Consider the following 21,022-nt stretch of genomic DNA (forward strand, 5'->3'; position numbering starts at 1 on the left):
CGGATCCGAGTTGACTGAGTTCCCGCCTGAGCTGGCCCGGCGTGCATCCGAGTTGACTGAGTTCCCGCCTGAGCTGGCCCGGCGCGGATCCGAGTTGACTGAGTTCCCGCCTGAGCTGGCCCGGCGCGGATCCGAGTTGACTGAGTTCCCGCCTGGGGTGGCCCAGGGTTCGCCCGAGGTGGCCGAGTTCCCGCCTGGGGTGGCCCAGGGTTCGCCCGAGTTGACGGAGTTCCCGCCTGGGGTGGCCCCGCGTCTGCCCGAGGTAGCCGAGCGTGCGAACCTCGGCTCGATCGAGCGCACAACCGAATCGGCGCAGCGTGAGAGCTCCAGGGCGCCACTCATCGAGCCAGCGATCGTCGCGGAACTCGCCAGGGTGCGCGCCGGTCTGGCCTTCGAGGCGGGGCATCCGCTCGAGGCCACGCGCCTGCTGCACGACGGTGTGCTCGCTCTCGCCGCCACACAGGATCACCAGGCCTGGGCGATGCTCGGCTGGGCCGCGATCTACACGTGGTCCAGCCGACCGCATCCGGACCAACTCGTATTGGCCCGCCGCACCGAAGAACTCGCCGCCCGGGTGTGCGGGCCGCAGCACGCGATCCACGCGCTCGCCCGCGATATCCGCCTGCTGCTCGAGGGCGATCGGCTGGCGGTCAATATTGCCCCGCACGACCTCGGCGATGTCGCGGATCTACCGATCGACCTGCACGTCGTGGCCGCCTATCTGGGCTTCGCACGCGGCGATGTGGATGGTATGTACCGGGACGCGACGCGGCTGGTCGACGCCTGCCGCAGCGCAGGGCGGATCGGACGGATGCCACAGGCCATGATGATGCTCGCGATCGCCGAACTCGCGACCGGGCGACATCGCGCCGCCCGGGCCACCGCGGCCGAGGGACGGCGGCTCGCCGAGGACATCGGCCAGCACTATTGGAAGTACTACCTGGCCGGGATCGCCGCCTGGTTGACGGGCGCGGCGGGTGCCGAGCAGGAATGCGCGGCACTCGCGGCGGAAGCGATCGAGGAGGGCGGGATGTGGATGACCGGCTTGGCCTGGGCCACCTACGCCCTTGCCGCACTCGATTCCGGTTACGGCCGGTATGCGCAGGTGCTGGACCGGCTCGACAAGGCGGCAGCGGGCCCGGGCAGGCACGCATTCGTCTGGCGCTACGCCTATCCGGACTATGTCGAGGCCGCCGTCCGCACCGGCGATCCCCAACGCGCGCAGCAGGCGCTGACTCGGTTCGCCAACTGGGCCAAGGCAATCGGCCAGCCATGGGCGCTCGCGGTCCTGCATCGCTGTCACGCCCTGCTGACCGATGGCGATGCGGCCGATCTCTACGAGCGCGCACTGCGATTGCACGCGCGCGGCGATCAGCCCTTCGAACAGGCCAGGACCGAGCTGATGTACGGCGAATGGCTGCGCCGCCACAACCGGCGTGTCGAGGCGCGGACACATTTGCAGGCGGCCATGGCGACCTTCGATCTGCTCGGCGCCGGTCCGTGGTCGGAGCGCGCGGCGGCGGAATTGCGGGCGACCGGGATCTCGATATCGGATCAGAGCCGCGAATCCGATCCGCTGGCTTCGCTTACTCCGCAGGAACTCCAGGTGGTTCGACTGGCCGCGACCGGGGCAACCAACCGGGAGATCGGCACTCAGCTTTTCCTCAGCGCGCGGACCGTCGGCTACCACCTGTACAAGGCGTTCCCCAAGTTGGGTGTGGCTTCGCGCGCCGAGCTCGCCAGGTACGCCATGACTTAAGCGCGCGTGCGAATCACCCTGGCTACTACAGTCATTCGACGGACGCGGCCACGATGTGTCCGTCCGTAGCGTCACCGACATGAACATTCCCACCCAGACCGATGTGCTCGTCGTCGGCGCGGGACCGGTCGGCATGGCGCTGACCGCATCCCTCGCGGAAAAGGGCGTTTCCGTCGTCCTCATCGACAAACAGGCCGCGGGCGACAACACCTCCCGCGCCGCCGTCGTGCACGCCCGCACGCTCGAGGTGCTCACCGAGTTGGACGTCACCGAGAAAATGATCGCGCGCGGAATCATCGTGCCGCAGGCCACCGTTCGCGAACGCGACCGGGTGCTGCTGCATGTCGGCTTCGACGATCTGCCCACCGACTATCCCTATACGCTGCTGATTCCGCAGGACAGCACCGAGCAGATCCTGTTGGAGCGACTGGAGGCCACCGGCACCCGGGTCACGCGGCCGTGTGAGCTGACGTCGTTGGCGCAGGATCCGGACGGTGTCACCGCGACTACGGCCGCAGGCGAAGTGATTCGGGCACGCTATGTCGTCGGTGCCGACGGGATGCACAGTCTGGTCCGTGAACAGACCGGTATCGCCTTCGAAGGGGACACCTACGCACAATCATTCGTCTTGGCCGATGCGGTGCTGGGCGGTGATGTGCCGGATGCGGAGATCCGGCTGTACTTCTCTCCGGAAGGCGTCACGGTCATCGCACCGCTGCCGGGCGGACGGCATCGCATCGTGGCCACCGTGGACGATGCCCCGCCGCAGCCCGACCACTTCCACGTGCAACATCTGCTGAGTACCCGTGGCCCGCAGCGGAATCCGGCCACCGTCGAGAAAATCGTCTGGAGCTCCCGTTTCCGTGTGCACCACCGCTTGGCCGAGCACTACCGCGCCGGGCGGATCTTCCTCGCCGGTGACGCCGCGCATGTGCACAGTCCGGCCGGGGGACAGGGCATGAACACCGGACTGCAGGACGGGCTGAATTTGGCCGCCAAGCTCGCCGCGGTCATACGTGACGGTGCCGACGACAGTGTCCTGGATACCTATGAGGCCGAACGACGGCCGGTCGCGGAGAGCGTCGTCGCATTCACGGACAAGATGACACGCGTCGCGACCGTCGGCAGCGCACCCCTGCGCGGTCTGCGCAATACGGTGCTGCGTGCACTGGATTGGGTCCCCGCAGTGCACCAGAAGATGGCCATGAACCTCTCCGAACTCGGCATTGATCCGCAGCGCGGCCAAACTTAAGCCGATGTAAATCTGCGATTCGCCGGTTGGCGGGGGCGTGGGGACGGCGTCGAGAATTCCGTTGTCGGAGAAGTGGACCGCAAGGTTTGTACGCGACACCTGATCCTGCGTCGGCGATTAAGCATCCATCGGAGTAAGCCAGTGCGGCCTCACATCAGTATCGATATCCAGCTCACCGAGGACGATCTCGCGGCTGCGCTGCGCGCCGATGTCCTGCGGGGACTGACCGGCAGCCGCAGGTGGTTGCTTCGCCGATCCGCCGATGCGCTCGCGGCGGCGGAGGCCGGGGAACTGATCGAACGCGGCGCTTGCAGACGATGAGCGATCTCGCCGCACCGAACCTGGTCGCGCCCGCACCACCGCGCCTGCGTTCGGTCACCGGACGCTGGGTTGTCGCGGCGTCGGTGCTCGGCTCTGCGGTCGTGGTGCTCGACGCGTCGGTCGTCAATATCGCGGTGCCGCGGATCGGTTCGAGTCTCGGCGACAATGTGGCCGATCTGCAGTGGGTAGTCGGTGGCTACACCTTGGCCCTGGCATCGCTGATCCTGGTAGGTGGGGCGCTGGGGGATCGGCTGGGGCGACGCACGGTATTCATCTGGGGCAGTGTCGGTTTCGCGCTGGCATCCCTGTTGTGCTGTGTCGCGTCCTGGATGGAAATGCTCGTCGCGGGGAGGGTGCTGCAAGGGATCGCGGGTGCGCTGATCACGCCGGGCAGCCTGGCATTGATCTCGGCGACAATCGATCGCCGAGACCATGGTGCCGCAATTGGCGTGTGGGCTGGGCTGATCGGCGTTGTCGAGGCGGTCGGACCCATTGCCGGTGGCTGGCTGACCGAGTTGGCCGGGTGGCGCTCGGTATTTCTCGTCAACGTGCCGTTCGCCGTGGCAGTCGCCGTTGTGTCGGTGCGCTACCTTCCGGAGTCGCGGGATGCGGATGCGCGGCCGCTCGATCTGCCGGGTGCGGCGACCGCCGTGGCGGGGCTGGGTGCGCTGACCTATGGGTTCATCGGCGGGCGAGGATGGATGTCGCTGCTCGGCGTGGCACTGCTCGGGCTATTCGCGTGGGTCCAGCTGCGCGGTGATCATCCGCTGCTGCCGCCCGCACTGTTCACCTCGCGTGTATTCACCGCGGCCAACCTGGTGACAGCCGCGGTATACGCGGGTCTCGGCGGCGTGTACTTCCTGCTGCCACTGGAATTGCAAGTGGTCGCAGGGTATTCGCCGCTGGCGGCGGGCTCGGCGACGGTGCCGATTACCGGGATCATGCTGGTGTCGTCCGCGTCGGCCGGTCGGTGGGCGCAGCGGCACGGCGCACGGATCCCGATGATCCTCGGGCCTGCGCTCGCGGCCTGCGGTGCGGTTCTGCTGACCGGGATCGGCTCGCGCGCAACCTATCTCAGTGCGGTGTTCCCGGGGACCGTCATGCTCGGTATCGGATTGGCGGTGTTCGTGGCTCCGCTGACGGGTGCGGTGTTCGCCGCGGTTTCCGCAAGGGATTCCGGGATCGCCTCCGGGGTGAACAATGCGGTCGCCCGCACTGCTCAGTTGCTCGCCGTCGCCGCGCTGCCGGGGCTTGTCGGCATTTCCGGCGCGAGACTCACCGATGCCGTCGCGTTCGGCAGCGGCTTCCGCATTGCCCTGTTGATCTGTGGCGCACTGCTCCTCACCGGCGCGCTCCTTGCCGCGGCCCTGATGCCCCGATCGTCGGATTGACCGCTCGCCGAGCGCAGTCGAAACGCGGCATGACACGTCCCGTGGCACCGCCATTTGACTGCGCTCGACGGATAGCGACCGGCCCAGCAGCCAGCTGGAAGGGGGCCACGGCGTTCGCGACCACCGCAGTACGGACCGGTCAGGCGGTGTGCCCTGCCAGGGCGCCGACCGCCATCGACTCCTCGGTATCGACCGAATTCATCACGGCTGCACTCGGATTCCACCGGTAGCCGTAGCTGTGGATGGTGGTGATCAGTCCAGGGCGGTTCAGCTTCGTGCGCAGCGCATTGACGTGCACGTACAGCGCATGCGATACCGCGACGAACGCATCGCCCCAGATGCGATCGAGTAGCTGCTCCCGGCTGACCGCCGTACCCGGCTGCTCGACAAGCGCCCGCAGCACCGCGAATTCGACCCGGGTCAGCTGCACCTCTCGACCGCCGACCTCGACCGTCCCGGCCGTCAGATCCACCCGGACATCGCCCGCGACGACCGTCGTTGTCGGCGTGGGGACGGCGGGCACCGGAAGCCGTCGGGTGATCGCGTAAAGCCGGGCCGCCAACTCGGCTACCCGCGGCGGCTTAACCAGGTAGTCGTCGGCACCACTGCGCAATGCCCGCACCACCGAGCGCTCATCGGTATCCGCGGTGAGCACGACCACCGGCACCGAGCTGACCTCGCGCAGCTTGCGCAGCGCCATCAGCCCGGACATATCCGGCAGGTCGAGGTCCAGGATGACCGCGTGATAGCGATGGTGGGTAACCAGCAGGTCCGAGCCTCTACGTTTGCGATCGGCGTGGTGCCCACGCAGGCGCAACTTGTGCACCAGTGCGTCGCCCGCATCATCGTTGTCGTCGACCACGATCAACCGCATACCTGATCCCTCTGCGCTCGAATGCTGTGCCCGCCCGGCTTTTCGCCGGGGCCGGGCTACTGCAATTCGAAATTTAGGGCAGTGGCGCGATGAGATCATCCGCCATCTCGAGCAGAAATATCCGCATCAGCGGTAGGTCGGGGCCGACACAATATTGTGGAAAGTCCCTGTTCAACTTCCGTTGGGCCGCGAGATGTCACCGCCGGCTTCGAACACCGCCCGAAGCCGGAAACCGGATCGTCCCGCGGCACGACTACAACGGTAAGGCGTTGCCACGATTGGGAATCGTGCTCAGCTAGTCGGCCGAAATCTCGCTGCGGTCGCCGCTCCACAGCGTGTGGTACTTGCCCGGCGCATCGATGCGCTCGTAGGTGTGCGCGCCGAAGAAGTCGCGCTGACCCTGGGTGAGGGCCGCGGGCAGCCGTTCGGCGCGCAGGGCGTCATAGTAGGAGAGCGAGGACGCGAACGCGGGTACCGGGATGCCGAGCAGGGTGGCGGTGGCGACCACGCGGCGCCAGCTGTCGATGGCCGTTTCGATCGCCTCGCGGAAGTACGGGGCGAGGATCAGGCTCGGCAGTTCCGGGTTCTGGTCGTAGGCCTCTTTGATCCGGTTCAGGAACCGGGCCCGGATGATGCAGCCGCCACGCCAGATGGTGGCCATATCGCCGGGACGCAGGTTCCAGTTGTATTCGGCACTGCCCGCGGCGATCTGATCGAAGCCCTGGGCGTACGCCACGATCTTCGACGCATAGAGCGCCTGGCGAATGTCCTCGGTGAATTGTGCGACGTCGGTGGGCTTTTCGCCGAGCTTGCCCGCGGCGAGACCGACCGCGGCCTTGCGCTGCGCCCGCGAACCCGACAGCGCCCGTGCGAAGACCGCCTCGGCGATACCGGTGACCGGGATACCCAGATCGAGTGCGGACTTCACGGTCCAGCGACCGGTGCCCTTCTGCTCGGCCGCGTCGACAATGACATCCACCAGCGGCTGCCCCGTCTTCGCGTCGACCTGCTCGAGCACCTCGGCGGTGATCTCGACGAGGTAGCTCTCGAGTTCGCCGGAGTTCCACTGCGTGAACACATCGGCGATCTGCTTGGCGTCGAAGCCGAGCGCGTCGCGGAACAGGTGGTAGGCCTCGCCGATCAGCTGCATGTCGGCGTATTCGATGCCGTTGTGCACCATCTTGACGAAGTGCCCGGAGCCGTCGGGTCCGATATGCGTGCAGCAAGGCGTGCCGTCCACCTGCGCGGCAATGGATTCCAGTAGCGGACCGAGGGATTCGTAGGACTCCTTGGGGCCGCCCGGCATGATCGCCGGACCGTTGAGCGCGCCCTCTTCGCCACCGGAGATGCCCGCGCCGACGAAGTTCAACCCGCGCGCCTTCATGGCGGCCTCGCGGCGAATGGTGTCGGTGTAGAGCGCGTTGCCGCCGTCGATGATGATGTCGCCGGGCTCCATCGCGGCGGCCAGTTCCTCGATGACGGCATCGGTCGGGTCGCCCGCCTTGACCATGATCAGCACTCGGCGCGGCTTCTCCAGGGCCGCGACGAACTCCTCGATCGTCTCGGTGCGCACGAAGTTGCCGTCGCCGCCGTGTTCGGCAAGCAGCGCGTCGGTCTTGGCGATGCTGCGGTTGTGCAGTGCCACCGTGTAGCCGTGCTTGGCGAAGTTCCGGGCGATATTGCTACCCATGACCGCCAGGCCGGTAACCCCGATCTGTGCGGATGCTGTTGCGGACGCCATATATCAGCCCTCTCCATTCGGCCTTGTTCCCTTCGGTCCGAAGCCTAGCCCTAGTCCCGTCCGGCCCTTCGCTCGTGTTCGGCAGCACCTGCCGGTGTCGGCGGAGTTTGTCAGTCCCGGCGTCCGGCGTCTTCCGGACCGAACCCGGTGAGCACCATGGGGTTCGCTCCGCCGTGCACCGGGGCGATCGCCTGGTCCACCCAGATTTCGCGTGCACGTTGCGGGCTGATGCCGAGGGCGGCCGCCATTGTGTCGGCACCAGGGGGCATCGCACCCCGCGCCGGGACAGGTGCTCGATCATCTGCTGGGCCGTCGGTGACGGCTGCCGCCGATGCGTCGGGATCTGGAAATACGCTGAGGGCCATGCGCTGGGTCCAGCTGCCGATCCGCCCGAGGATGTGGCCGACACCGGCGAGCACATCGGTTCCGGTGCCCCACACCAATTCGCGCAGTTTTCCGGGGAGAATTCCGAGCAAGTACCGGTCGACGACCTGCATCATGTACTCCTCGGCTCGTCGACTGCCGATCATCGACCAGAGCCGCGCGGCCAGATATCGCGAGCGCAGGTACTCGTCCGAATCGGGGTCGAGCGCGCGGCAGCCGGGGAAATGCAGTGCCGACCACAGGTCGTCCTTCGGGTGCGCATCCCAGAAGGCGAATTCGTCGGGGGTGAGCACCCTGCGCATCCGCTCGCGGTCGCCGTCGAGCATCGGCCTGCCCGAGTAGTACTGCATCCGGCCGCGTGCGATCGCCAGCAGCTGGGGGAGCTCGTCCAACGAGGTGTCGCGTACGAACTGCTGCCCCCGGCTGATGCGGTCGGCGGTATCGCGGTTGCTCGGCTTTTCCTGCTCGTCCTCCGGCATGGTCCGGAACTTGTAGACGATAGTTGTTCTATCGCCCTGCACCCGCTTGACCTGTTTGAAGAACAGCGAGCCCGGGCTGGTTCGGGGAAGATGCAGCAGCTGCTCGACCTTCAATCCCGTTGCGACGAGCAGGGTCAGGGTGATATAGACCGGAAATCGCTCGAGGATCCGCCCCAACTCGAGGTAGTCCTTCTCGGTGAGCTCCACCTCTCGTAGCTTCTCGACTTCGTCCGAGAACAACGCGTCGAACCATGCGCCCCGATTGCTGACCCACTCGGCGCCGAACGGCTCCCCTGGCTCGGGTAGCGGCAGGTCGCGGATGTATCCGAAGGCCTTCGGTTCGATCTCGAGCAGTTGCCGCTTCAGGTCGGCGATGGTTTCGAGTTCCTCGGCGGTGAATGTCCGCGGACTCTCCTGTACCTCGGGTTCAGGTTCGGTACGGGCCGTGCCGCTGCTCGTAGATTCGTGCTGTTCGCCCGTTGCCGGGGCGGGTTGCATCTCGTTGGCGGCCACGTCGGCGTCGGCTGGTGGACCGGTGATCGGGCCGCGGCGGGGGAATGATCGGGCGGCGTCGGGGATGGGCTCGTCGCGCGCGATCAGCTTGTTGTCGCCGGATTTCAGATAGGCGACGAAGGCTTCCTCGATGTGCGTGAAGGACTGCGTCCACTTGTCATGTGTTCGGACACGGGGCGTCGACGGCTCGTCGGAGTCCAGGTCCTCGACGTTGGTGTCGAACACGACAACCTCGCCGTCGACTTCGGTGACCAGATAGCTGTGCATCTCGGTGCCGTCATCGACGAGGACTACCGCGCTGTCGGTTCGGTTGTGCCTGTTGCGGACGGCTTCGACGATCGACGCGAGTGGATCGCCCGCGGTCGGGGTGCTCGGCAGGTACACCGGGGTGAGCTGTGCGGTGACGGCGTCCTCGAGGGCTTCCCAGTCGTTTTCGCCGGGCACGGGTTGGACACCGTTGTCGACGCCGAGCGCCCAGGCTGCGCGGGAAACCCGGGTGATGCAATCCCCGAAGGGGTGACCCACTCGGTGCAACCGCGTCAGTGTTCGGTCCAGTGCGGTCGTGCCGGGCGTTGCGGGCGCGAGCCGGGAGGACGCGAAATCCGATATTTCGTCGCCGCGGTCCTGCGCCGCATCGTCGAGTAGCGCCGTGAGTTCACTGTGCAATTGCCGCAGTTCGTGATGGGCTGTCCCCGGTGCCTGCCCGAGTGCCAGCCGCGTATCGACCACCGACAGGACATCGGTGATTCGGCTCAGCAAATCGAGTCCTGCGGCGCGATCGTCGGCGTGCGTCAGGTGATGCCTCGCGACGGTGATCAGATCCGACAGATACGCGTGCGCCGCGGCGGCGAAGTCGCGGTCGGTACCTGCGCGGCCCCGCGTGAATGAATCCGCGTGGTCGGGTAGTGCCCGCTGGGCCTCGGATACGGGTTCCGGGATCGGTTCCGCAGTACTCGCGGGCGCGGCTTCGTCTCGGCGCCAACGGAATCCGAGCAGCCCACGGCCTCGGTTGACCAGCCTGCGGATGGCAGCTCCGGCCGCGGCGGCGCCGACGATGGCCACCGGAATCCAGCCCGCCGGGGTGATGCCCTGGGACGACAGCACGGCGCCGCCGAGTAGGCCGCCGATTGCCGGGCCTGCTCCGAGGAACATGCTCTTCGCGCTGGTCGCCCGGCCATACAGACTCGGCTGCAGGACCGCCTGATCGTAGGCCGCGACCCGGGCATTCATACTGACACCGAGCGCCGCGACGCCGAATGCGCCCGCTGCTATCGCAATGGGGTCGGTGCTGACCGCCTGCAGCGCGGCGACACCGGCGAAACCGGCTAGCTGCGCTGGATACACGACATCAGCCCGCACCTTCTCGATAAACCGGACCGGCAGTAGTCCACCCACGACGCCACCTGCACCTGAGGCGGCCAACACCGCTCCGGCGGCGAGACCCGGCGCCGACGCAGCGTCGAGCACGGCGGCGGTCCGAAGGTTGAGGGCCGCGAAACTGGCGTTGGTGAGCATCGTGAGACCGGAATATTCGCGGAGGAACGGTTCCCGCCATACCGTCCGCAGCCCCTCGCCCATGCGACGCAGCGAATCTCCGAAGCGGTGCGAGTCCGCCGAGGCATGGGGTGGAAAGGAGTCGCGCATCCGAAACAGCGTTGCCAGGTTCCACCCGTAGGTCGCGCCATTGGTGATGAACGGCAACGACTTCGCCGCATCCAGCAGGATGGGGCCGAGCGCACGTCCACCGGTAGTCGCTATGCCGACTTCGATTTCGGATAGCCGGTTCGCTCGTGGCCGCTGTGCGGAGGTGACCAGGTCCAGGACCGTCGATCGCAGACTGCGCAGGTAGAAAACGGCCGCGGTGCCCTCGACCAGGGTTGCGGCGGCAAGGGCGGTGCCGAGATCCGATGCTCCGAACAGGACCATCGCGCCGGTGGCCGCGGTACTCGTCAGACCGACGGCCTGCGCGAGGAGCATGGTCCGCCGCCGATCGTGGAAATCGGCGATATAACCGGCGGGGAGTTCGAACAGGACTTGTGGCAGGAACAGCGCGAACGAGGTCAAACCGGCCGCCATCGGTGAGTCGGTCAGATCCAGTGTCAGTAGCGGGAGCGCCGACCGTTGCACGTTGTCACCCACGCCGGTGAGGGCGTTCGAGATGTACAGCCGCCGGTACGGCTTGTTCGTGCTGAGGAGTTGTCGCAGCGAAACCGGTTCTTCGGCAGGCGGATTCGGCTGGCTGCCGGTCGGCTTGAAGGCGTGCGCGTCGTCGCCCAGATTCGGGTCGGCCGCGAATACCACCCCCGTGCGGCGTCGCTCGCGCAACGCCTCCAGTGCATCGCGATCGATGCCGCTCGCGGCCGGACGCTTGCCCTCGGGCAGGTCCAGAGCCGCTGCCAGGTCAGATACGGCACCGGCGCGCGCGGGCGCGCGATCGAGTTCGCCTACTCCGGGTCGCCGCCACGGCGACCACGTGGCGGGGAGTGCCGGGGGGCCGACGACAAGCCGGGTTCCGTTGTCCGCCAGTCGGTTTGCCTCGGCCGCACCTTCCGGTTCATCGTCACCCATAACAACGGCGAGTGCCGTCTCGTTGGCACGCCACCAGCGCAGGTCGCGCAGCCGACCGATCGGATCGGCGGCGCGACGGTGCGGCGCACGTTCGGCCAGGTCGGCTCTGCCCGCACAGACCAGGGCGACATTGCGCAGCGATATTGTCGGCTGCCGCGGTTTCAAGTAGATCAGGTAGCCGCCGTGGATCCGCTTGACACTGCGGACGGTCGACGGCATTGCGGCCGTGAGCCGGACCGCACCCCAGGGACCGACCGGGTTACTGCCGTGGGTGAAGCCGAAGTACCGGTCGGTCGGCTCCGGGGTCGCGCCCCCGGCCTTCGTCACCGGATCGCGGTCGTCGGCCACCGCGAATACGTTGTCGGCGCCGATGCCGAATTCGTCCGCGTGAGCCATCGGCCCGGCACCAGGGGATCCGGTCAGCACCACCTGATCGAGATGGGCGGCCAAGCGTCCTCCGATGCCCGCGTAGCACAGTGTGGTCGAGCCATAGCTGTGTGCGACAACGGTTCTCAGTCGCGGCCGTGCCGCACCTCCGGGCAGGTTCGCCCAGGCGGTGCGGGTCGCATCGTAGGCGGCGATGTCGGCGGCCACGATATAGCCGCCTTGCTCGGCGAGTTCCGAGGACCTGATCTCCTCGATCGTGTTCGGATGATGGAAACCGATATCGATGATGGTGGCCGTCGGGACGCCCGGATTATGCCGCGCCGACTCGACGTACTGCGCGATACCGGCCTGCACTCGTTTCGGTAATTTCAGCAGCGTATTACCCACGCCGCCGAGTTGCCGTGTCACGATCGCCGCTTCGTCGGCATCGTCGATCGACACGATGATGCGGCCGTCGCCATCGTATGCGGCCGCCTCGAATGCGATCAATTGCACTGGGGGCGAACCGAACTCACGTACGTCCCGCTCGAGTGCGGCCAGGTTCTGGATGGTTCTCACCAGATTGGTCAGATGGACCTTCTGCTCGGGCGAGAGTGCGCGGCCGCGCTGTCCGAGGCCGAGCGGTGTCCTCACCTCGGCAAGGAGTCCCGTGTGATCGGCATTGTCCTTGCGTTTGAGGAAGCCTTTGATGTCGTCGATGATCGATCGCCGGTTCGCCTCGTCCCGAACCGAGTACGGAACACCGTCGGCATTACCTATCTGATGCGGATGCCGCAGGATCAGGGCGGCCTGCTGCGGATGGGTGAGCGAGTTCCACCATCGCGCCACCGCGTGGGCGCGGGCGGCCGAAGCCCGGGCCACGTCGTCGGGATCCATCGGTGTCGTCAAGGACAACAATGTCGCGTCCGGGCCCAGATGATCCCGCAGCAGGACAATGGCGCCGCCGGCCAACTGTCTCAACTGGACTGGGCTCAGCCCGAGCCGGTCCACCAGCGCCTGGGCACGATCCGGCAGTACGGGTTCGATATCGATCGCGTTCGACTCGGTGGCCGGGGTCGCGGTCGGAGTCTCGCGTGTGTGCCGGAATCGCTTGTCGGTGCTACGTTTCAGCGCGGACCACGGGGTGCCACCATCATTCGCCGAGCGGATGTGCCTGCCGCCCCCGGGTGGCCGGTGTGCGTGGCCCCTTCTGTCCCTTCCGTACGCGTGCAGCACGTCGAGCGCATCCGACCGATCGCCCCGCGGCGGTTCGCTGAAATTACTCGGCCTACCACCCACGATATCGAGAGCCTGATCGGGTCTCACACCATCCGACGGCTGTGGTCCCTGAGGCGAAACCGACTTCTGCCACGGAGTCGGCGCTGACTTGTCTGCGCCGTGGGGAGCCGCGTCCGCAGGCGCTAATTCGACAGGCTCTGCTTCAGTCGGATTCCGCTGTCGCGGGGTAGGTTCGAGCGTCTGCCGCGCAGCGGCTCGCGCGAATGCCGAGTGCGTGCCGATCTCAGGCTGCGGAGTGGTATCGACCGGAGGATCCGTATTGTCGGGATCTTGCGACCGTGTGTTTCGGTGATCGTTGATGTTTTCCAACATCGCCGCCAGCGCCATATCCCTGTCGAACACCTCGTCGGGGACGGGCTGGTCGAGATCCGCCATGAGCTGCTGTGAAACCGCCTGGAGATGTGATACAAGCTGATCGCTGATGGCCTGCAGCAGGTCCGGCGTGCGGGCCGTGCCGACCAGACCCTGCGTCCGGGCGTCGGATCGGAGCATGCGGCGCGCCAAGTCCCGACCCGCGCGCCGTGTGGGCGCGGCGCTGTCGAAAGCGAGCCGGGTGAGTCGCGCGACTTCGCTGTCCAAGCGGTCGAATTCCCGCTCGAATAGTGCCGCGTTTTCCGTCGCGGCTTCGTATGCCGCCGACTCGGTGGCGTTGCGGGCGGTGGACAGCCGGGCGCGCTCCGCACGCCATCGATCTCGTGCGATGCGGGCACGCTCACGCTCGGCCACCAGGTTGTCGCGGTTATCGAGCAACTCCGGCAGGGGTATCGGGTCGCCGGACGCATGGGTTACGCCGTAGCGGCCGAGGCGCTGATCGAGGTACTCGACGGCGCTGTCGATGAGTGATCGCGCGGATTGATCGACGGTTGGCGCAGACAGTTGGATCGGATCCGCGGGGATGAGTTCTGTAGTCCATGCTCGGCCCTGGCTATCGACCCGCACATGCCGGTACGCGATCCGAATCCCGGCTTGCGCCAACGCTTCCCGCGTCCGTTGCGGCAGGATTTGGTCCGGATCGGCCACCGGTGCCACAACCGTGAGCAGGCTGCCGTCGAGGCGAGCCCAGTGCCCGAATCGTTGTCCCGGCAACAGATCCGAGCACTGCTCGGCCGCGGCTGCCGCGGCTTGCACGCTGATTGTGTCCAGGTACTCGGTGAGCATCTCGAGGCGCGCCAGCAATGTGCGCTGTCTCGTCGTGTCCGCCGCGGTCATCCGGTCCGGATCGACCGGCGCGGGGAACAGTCGCTGCCGGACGGCCGCGGTGCGCGCGAGCTTGCGCTGTGCGTCGGTGATCCGCGCACCCCACGCGGGCAGCGCCTGCGGCAATTGATTCGTCGTACCGGGCTGCCACGGCGATTCAGGTGCGGGCAACGGTTGAGTGTCGGTGGTGCGAGTGCCTAGCCGCCACAGCCGATCCTGGCGGTGGGCGATCGACGTGCGCACCGATTCCGGGAGGTCTTCGACCAGGACCCGCCCGGTCGGATCTACTCGAACCCGGCGTGTTACTACAGGAATTCCCTGCTGCCGCAACATATTCCGCAGCATTTCGGTCGCCGCGGACGGTTGGTCCCGCCCTTCGAACAGCTCCACCCGGTCGCCATCGACGATCCGTCCGTACGGTCCCAGCGCCAGTCCGCCCCGGGCCGTGGCAACGTACCCCACCGCCAATTGCTCAGCTCGGGCACGCGCGGTGGCCAATGCGGTGTCGAGATAGCCGCATTGCAGTGTGATCGCATCGATGTGACTCGACAGTGCGTGTAGCTGGGCGCGCGCCCGGTCTCCGATATCCGGGCGGGAAAGTGCCTGCTGAACCCGGGTACGCAGGTCGGCGATGTCCAGGTATGCCTGCGCGGCACCGGTCTCGGCCCAGGCACCGAGACCGAGCAGTTCGGCCGGACCATCGGGCGCGGCAAGTGCCTGCCGTACGCCGCGCAGGAGTTCGGCCCGCTCCCAAGACATTTCGGACACCACGCGCAATCGTTGCGCCAGCTCACCGGCGGGCGCACAGTCCCATTCGGAGAATCCGGACAGCGGTTCGCCGCTATCGGATTCATGACTGCGGGAATTGGCACCCCACATTTCGGCCAGCTGACGATCCACCAGGTGGACCAACTCGTCCAAGCCGAAGCTCAGTCGACCATCCCGGCCCACCGCCATCAAGACCGGGGTTTCGGTCTTCTGTGCATGCTGTTGATCGGGATCCAGGTCACCCCATCTCCGGCTCAGCCCGACCAGCACCCCGTCGGGACGCATACTCGCCTGAAACCCGGACGCCGCGGGTACCGGTCCGCGATCTTCTGCTCGCTCGGCCACCTGGTCGTTGCGCTGCTTCGCATCTCGCCATACTCGCGCTACCGGGACCCCGCGCATGAGCGCTTGTAGCGCGTAGACCGGATGCGTGAAATCGTCGGGCGCGCTATTGCCGAACGCATTGTTCGCCTCTGCGAGCGTCTCCCTCGGGTTGAAGACGGGCCGATCGCCGAGGGCGGGCTCAGCTACACCCAGCGTGTTCTTTTCGGCATCGGAAAATATCCGGCGCCGACTGTCGTCATCGGGCTGCTTCAGTTCTCGGCTGTAACCGTTGAGCAGATCCAGCCAATCGTTGAACCGGGTTTCCGCAGGGATGGCGCCTGCCTGCTTCAGTCCCGCAAAATGGGTGTAGAGGAAGCCGAATGCCTTTGCCTCGAGCCAACCGGTGTAGTCACGACGTCGATCGAAGCGAGCATCTGGATGTAGTGTGCCTGCCGTGCGTTTCGCGACCAGGTCGGCATACGGCGGGTCAGGGCTTTTCGACAGATGATGCGGATCCCGCAGATGGGCGATTTCGTGGCGAATGAGATCATAGGCGGGATTGCCGGTCGGTCCGTTCAACCAGCGCGCTGCGACCTTTCGTTCGAATTCGTCTCGGAAGTTCTCCGGGTGTCCGAAGTATGTCTTGTTGAGAAAAACAATATGCTCCGGGCCGTCCAGTATCTTGCCGGCGGCGGCGTAGGTGCCGTTTTCCAGAGGCGCGACGATTATCGCGTCTATCCGCACCGGCCCGTTCTGGGCCAACTCGTCCACGATCGCATTTCGGATCGACATCGCCGTATCGATGGAAATCGTCGGCTGGTCCAGGCCGAGTACCTCGATTCCGTAGGTCAGGAACAGGTCCGCCGCGATCGCCTGTTTGACGTACTTTTCGGCCTCCGCGTCGGGACGTGGCACGGGGGATTCCGGCAAATCGGGCGCGGACGGGATCCGCGCCGCCGTCGTGACACCGGATGGCGCCCCGGCAGCGGCTTTGCTCAGGGTGCTGCCATTCGCGGGCGCGGGCGTCGGCTCGGCGTCCGAGTGCAGTCCGCGCTCGTCGGTGTACGTGCGGACATCGGGGTTGCGGCCGAGCGCTTCGGTGCTGGTCGGCCCGGTCTGGTGGTACCAATGGTCGAGCTCGTCGGCGGCGGCTCGTGCCTGACGCACCCGGCCGGGGCTGCCGACCCCGCGCAATGCCCGGCTGAACGTCGACGGTGGCATACCGATGCTGTTCGCCACGTCGGTCATGCGCGGTTGCGGCCGAAACCGGACCGGCGCGAACGTGCCGTCGACGATCCGTGGCGCGACGAAGCGCTGATCGACGAAGGCGGGATCGACGACATCTTCGAACGAGTCGAGGCAGTCCAACCATTGCGCCGCGATCAGTACCCGCTGCGCTGGCTCGGAATATGTCGGCTCGTCGCTGTCCAGCACTTGGTCGACGAATGTTTCGCGCACCCCGGCCAATTCGGCAATATCGGACCGGGTAGGCGTTCGGTCCACCTCCGCCGGACTGAGCCCCAGCGCCAGCAGCTGTGCGCGATCGACCTCATGCGGTGCGCATGCGAGCGCGTCGGCCAATCTGCGACGGATCGCCCGCACCTGCACGACATCGAAAGTGCGCGCCGCTTCCGCGCTGTCGTAATTGGCGAGGAATGCCGCGACCATATCGATGAGACGACTGATCGCCGGGGACCCTGTCGCATCGACAACCTGACGCAGCACAGTCAGTGGATCGGCCTCGGGTGTGTGGCCGATCGGTCCCTGTCGCGACAGTCCGAGCGCTCGGACCAGTTGAGTTATCAGCTGTTTGTTCCGATTCGCCAAGTCCCGCTGGACAACCGGATCAGCCCGTATGACCTGCGCCCCCTGCCTGGTCGCGGTCTCGGTGACCTCGTGTAGTTCGAGCCAGGATCGGATCCATCGCGTGATCGGTTCGGCCACCGCGGCGACGGCCGGTGGCGCCATTCTCGCGCCTCGGATCTGCTGCTGGATGGTGTACAGAGCCAGCAGCATCGGTCCAGGGCGGAGGAGCGACGGGTCCACATCCAACAGCTGTGCGAGCTCGGTTGTCTCGGCGGGTACGCGTGCCCGGCGCAACTCGGTGCGAAGTTGTTGCAGGGCAGCGGGATCGGGGGACGTCGCCGCTGCGGGGCCCGTCGGTGAACCGACCCGCGCGGCGGCGGGTCCGGTGTGGCGGGCCGCGGCATTCGAGGTGCGCTTCGGCATGTCGATCGGCCCCGGATCGGAACCGGCGAGCAGTCCTCGGCGTTGCGCCGCCAATGCCAGGCCGACCCTGGTATCGACACCGAGCCGCTCGTACAGCTGGGCGAGCAGTGGCGTCACCCGGTCCGATCCCACCACGGTCGCGATGGCCCGGTTCGTCCGGCCCAGCGCCACCAGCTGAACGACCTCGGCTTCGTCACCCGACAGCTCCACCGGCTCGAGCGGCTCGGTGTCATCGTCGAGTTGTCCTGCCCGGGCGGCCGCCAAGATCGTGGGGATCATTCCGCTGGTGTGGAACTTTTGTCCGGTGCGTTCGAGGTAGCTGTGGACCGTGCGGGGCGATAAGGACAGTGCCGCACCGACTTCCGTTGCAGATAGGCCCTGTGCCAGCAGACGAAGCACCTGGCGTTCTCGATCGCTCGGTCGCGAGCGGTGGGACGCTTCGGATCGGTCGATTTCCGTTGTCGGTGTCGGCGGAATGGTCGGTTGGGCGGGTGTAGATGTGTCATCGACGATTTCGTCGGCTGGATGCGGATTTTCGATAACCGAGTCGAGCGGAGTACCGGGGGCAGGGACCGGATCCAGATAGAGGTCTCCCCGGCGAAACGCCTCGACCACGGCCGCGGTCCGGTCCCGGACGCCGAACTCCAGGAAATGACGATCCAGCGCTGCTCTGATCGATTTGGTGTCCACGCCGGTGGCTCGTGCGATGGCATCGTCTTTGGCCCCCTCGGCCACGAGGTCGAGGATCGCGAGCTCCTGGGGCAACAGTGGACGCGGTGGCCTTGACTTCGGCTGCGGAATGTCGTTGATATCGAGGATTCTTCGTCGAAGAGCCGCCGCCACCGCCTGGGTTCGATTGCCGACACCGAGCAGCCGGAGAATATTCTTGACATTCGTCTTTATCACATTGACGGATACGTCGAGGTCTTGTGCGATTTCGGCATTTTCGCCGCCGGTGGCCATCCGGGCGAGTACCCGGATCTCATGATCGGTCAGATCACGGTCTTTTCGCTTCCCGGTGGACGTGGCCTCGCTCGATTCGGCCGAGTCATCGGTGCTGGTCCGATCGCCGACCGTCGGTGCTGCGTTGTCGTGCGGTGTCTCTTGGTACGACGGAATCTGTGCGGCAGGGACTTCCGCGATCGCATGCGCGGCGTAATACTCCATGGCATCGACCACGCTGACGCCGCACCCCATTGCCTCGGCCGTCTCCATGGGCGACAGCCCGCGCACGTGCCGGAGTACCAGGCACCGATATTGGGTCGGATTCGCTTCTTCCAGGGCGGCGAGGCGCCGTCGGAGCTCGGGTCGGTCGGCGCGAGCGAGATGGCGCCCGTGCCGACCGGTGCGCACTTTCTCCGGGAGGGCATGCAGGATTCGTTGCAGTAGCCGAGCGGATTCCAGGTGATCGTGGATCGTATTTCCGCAGACGATGGCGAGCAGCCGTCCGATTTCCGCCTCGGGCGTTGCGCGGAACCGATGCCCGGCGGTGCGGAAGACCTGGTCGGTGATCTCCAGTGCGAGCTGCTGTTCGTCGTCGATTTCGAGTTCGCTGTACTCGGTGCGGCCTTTCACGGTCGCCAGGGCGCGTCGAAACACTTCGGTTCCGAATTGGATTCGCAACGGGTCGTCGGCGGTGTACGCACGTGGATCGATCGGCTCATACCCCGTGTGCTCCGGCGAAGCCGACTCTTCAGCCCGAGCCCACACCTGCCGCGTGAGCCGGTCGATCTCGGCGGCCTGCCGGTCGGTGAGAGCGACGCGGTGGCGCGCCGAGTCCGCCGCGTCGGTGCGGAGTTGACGTTGGCCGACCGTGAACTGAGCGAAATTGTCGTGCAACGTATTCCGTGCCGCCTCGAACAGCCAATCGCCGATGTCCAGGCCCGGCGGGACGGCCCAACGGCCGCGTTCGGCGGCATGCACCGCGATGATGCTTATCGTGGACGCGAGTCGCCGAACCGGCTCCGGTGGTATGCCAGAGGCCGGGTCCCAGCCGAGCGCAGCGGAAACGCGCTGCGCGGTGGCGCGCTCGAGGCGTCGGTTCAGTGTCTGGGCGGCACTGCGGTTACCCTGCCGCGCCAACGACACGAGCGCGATCATGTCGTCGGTGGGCCATTCGTCCGGCGAGTCGGATGTCGGTGGTTGCCGTGGTGCGTCGGTCGAATCCGTCGGCACCCCATCGTTTATGTGCGGCGAGCCTGCCCTGGTTGTTTCGCCCGAAATGGCGGGTGCCGACCGGGGCCCGCCCGTGGCTGGTACGGCGGATACTGACGATTGGTCGGCCGAAGCGTGGGTTTCGTTGTGCCCGTTGGTATCCAGTTGGTTATGTGCAGCGGGTTCCTGGTGTGGAACGCGAGCGCTCGGCCCGATGGGATTGTCGGGATCGACAGCGGTGACCATGGCGGGGTCGTGACGGCTGCCAGGGGGACGCGCGACCCAGGATTCGTCCTGGAAGGTGTCCGACGCTCTCGACAGGAACGCCGAATTGGTTGCGACGATCGGCCGCGAGGGCACCGGGGCGGCGGCATGGGTAGGTGCGGGCGTGCTGGCCGCGCTGGTGTCGGACCGACCCGGTGCGGCGGTGCTTTGCCAGGCGGGTGTGCCCGATGGCGTTTCGGAGGTGGTCGCGTTTGTGGTCTGGGCAGCGGGTTGGTTGGTCGCGGTGGTGGGCGGCTCCTGGTGGCGCAGGGTGGTGCCGAGTTGGTCGAGTTGCTGCTGTTGGGCGGTGACGGGGTCGAACGCCTGCGCTGTGAAAGGCAGTGCGGGGATGGGTTGGGGTGGTCGCTGCGCCTGCCCTGGGGTGTGCGAGGTCCGAGGAGAGTCGGCGGCCGGTGGTGCGTTGGGGTGGTGGGGGGTTGTGGCGGGTGGTGTGTGGGGTTGGTTGGCACGCCGGTTGGCGCGTTCGAGGCGGGCCTGTTCGGCGGCTTCGTTTTGGAGTGTGGGGGTCAGGTTGTGGAGTTGTTGTTCGGCTGTGTGGATTTTCTGTTGGGCTGTGGTGATGTCGGCGGCTGTGGCGTCGACTTTCGCCCTTGCTGCCGCAATGGCGGCGCTGTCGGCGTTGGCCGATTGTGTGGGATCGAGTGTGTCGACTGCACGGGTCGCTTTGGTGTGGTCTCTGACAGCTTGGGCGTGTTCGGCTGCAGCGGTCTTGTAGTGCATGATCGCCATCTTGGCGTGGGTGTTGTGTGTCTGGCTGTAGAGGTCGCCGTTGATGGTGTTGTTGAAGCGGTAGCTGCCGTTGCGTTCGTTGCGGCCGGCGCGTGCGGCGCATTGGGCGTCGGTGTCGGGGTTGGCCGAGCGGCCGAGCATGTGGGCATGCACCCCGCCCAAGTTATTGACGTCAGCGTCGACGACTGCGTCGAATCCGCGGCCGAGCATTCCGGGGGTGCCGACGGTGACGTTGCCCTTTTTGCGTGTGCTGAGTGCTGCCCCGTCTTCGGGTACGCCCTCTTCTATACCGCGTGTGGTGTCGGGTTCTTTCGCGGTGGCTGGTTCGTCGATGGTGTGTTGTTTACCGGCGGTGTCCATGACTGTGGAGAGGTGTTCTTCGGCGGGGG

Annotated in this window: 7 protein-coding genes; 4 read left to right on the forward strand and 3 right to left on the reverse strand. The window is 66.6% G+C overall.

Annotated features, from left to right (window positions below; all coding sequences use genetic code 11):
- From NP3_RS35935 to NP3_RS35950, 4 genes are all read left to right on the forward strand, one after another.
- Positions 1 to 1,759, forward strand: a 1,759-nt coding sequence (locus NP3_RS35935) for a LuxR C-terminal-related transcriptional regulator (protein ID WP_218024993.1), incomplete at its 5' end; no start/stop codon positions are given.
- 79 nt (positions 1,760 to 1,838) lie between these two features.
- The gene (locus NP3_RS35940) at positions 1,839 to 3,011 is read left to right on the forward strand and encodes an FAD-dependent oxidoreductase (RefSeq protein WP_063046185.1); all 1,173 of its coding nucleotides are present in this window, start codon (positions 1,839 to 1,841) and stop codon (positions 3,009 to 3,011) included.
- Positions 3,012 to 3,152: 141 nt separating this feature from the next.
- Positions 3,153 to 3,332: a hypothetical protein gene (locus NP3_RS35945; protein ID WP_063046181.1), complete on the forward strand. Its 180-nt coding sequence runs from the start codon at positions 3,153 to 3,155 to the stop codon at positions 3,330 to 3,332.
- Positions 3,329 to 4,723: an MFS transporter gene (locus tag NP3_RS35950; RefSeq protein ID WP_063046182.1), complete on the forward strand. Its 1,395-nt coding sequence runs from the start codon at positions 3,329 to 3,331 to the stop codon at positions 4,721 to 4,723. The genes NP3_RS35945 and NP3_RS35950 overlap by 4 nt, the downstream gene beginning before the upstream one ends.
- 139 nt (positions 4,724 to 4,862) lie before the next feature.
- On the opposite strand, the gene NP3_RS35955 is transcribed toward NP3_RS35950, so the two are convergent.
- From NP3_RS35955 to NP3_RS35965, 3 genes are all read right to left on the reverse strand, one after another.
- The gene (locus NP3_RS35955; RefSeq protein ID WP_063825007.1) at positions 4,863 to 5,597 is read right to left on the reverse strand and encodes a response regulator transcription factor; all 735 of its coding nucleotides are present in this window, start codon (positions 5,595 to 5,597) and stop codon (positions 4,863 to 4,865) included.
- A 295-nt stretch (positions 5,598 to 5,892) separates the two neighbouring features.
- Positions 5,893 to 7,338 carry an NADP-dependent phosphogluconate dehydrogenase gene (gene gnd / locus NP3_RS35960; protein ID WP_063046183.1) on the reverse strand — a complete coding sequence of 482 codons (1,446 nt, stop codon included), beginning with the start codon at positions 7,336 to 7,338 and terminating at the stop codon, positions 5,893 to 5,895.
- A 110-nt stretch (positions 7,339 to 7,448) separates the two neighbouring features.
- Positions 7,449 to 20,993: an MFS transporter gene (locus NP3_RS35965; RefSeq protein WP_063046184.1), complete on the reverse strand. Its 13,545-nt coding sequence runs from the start codon at positions 20,991 to 20,993 to the stop codon at positions 7,449 to 7,451.
- Positions 20,994 to 21,022 lie beyond the last annotated feature (29 nt).

Origin of the sequence: Nocardia pseudovaccinii NBRC 100343 (assembly GCF_001613225.1) — a bacterium.
GTDB lineage: Bacteria > Actinomycetota > Actinomycetes > Mycobacteriales > Mycobacteriaceae > Nocardia > Nocardia pseudovaccinii.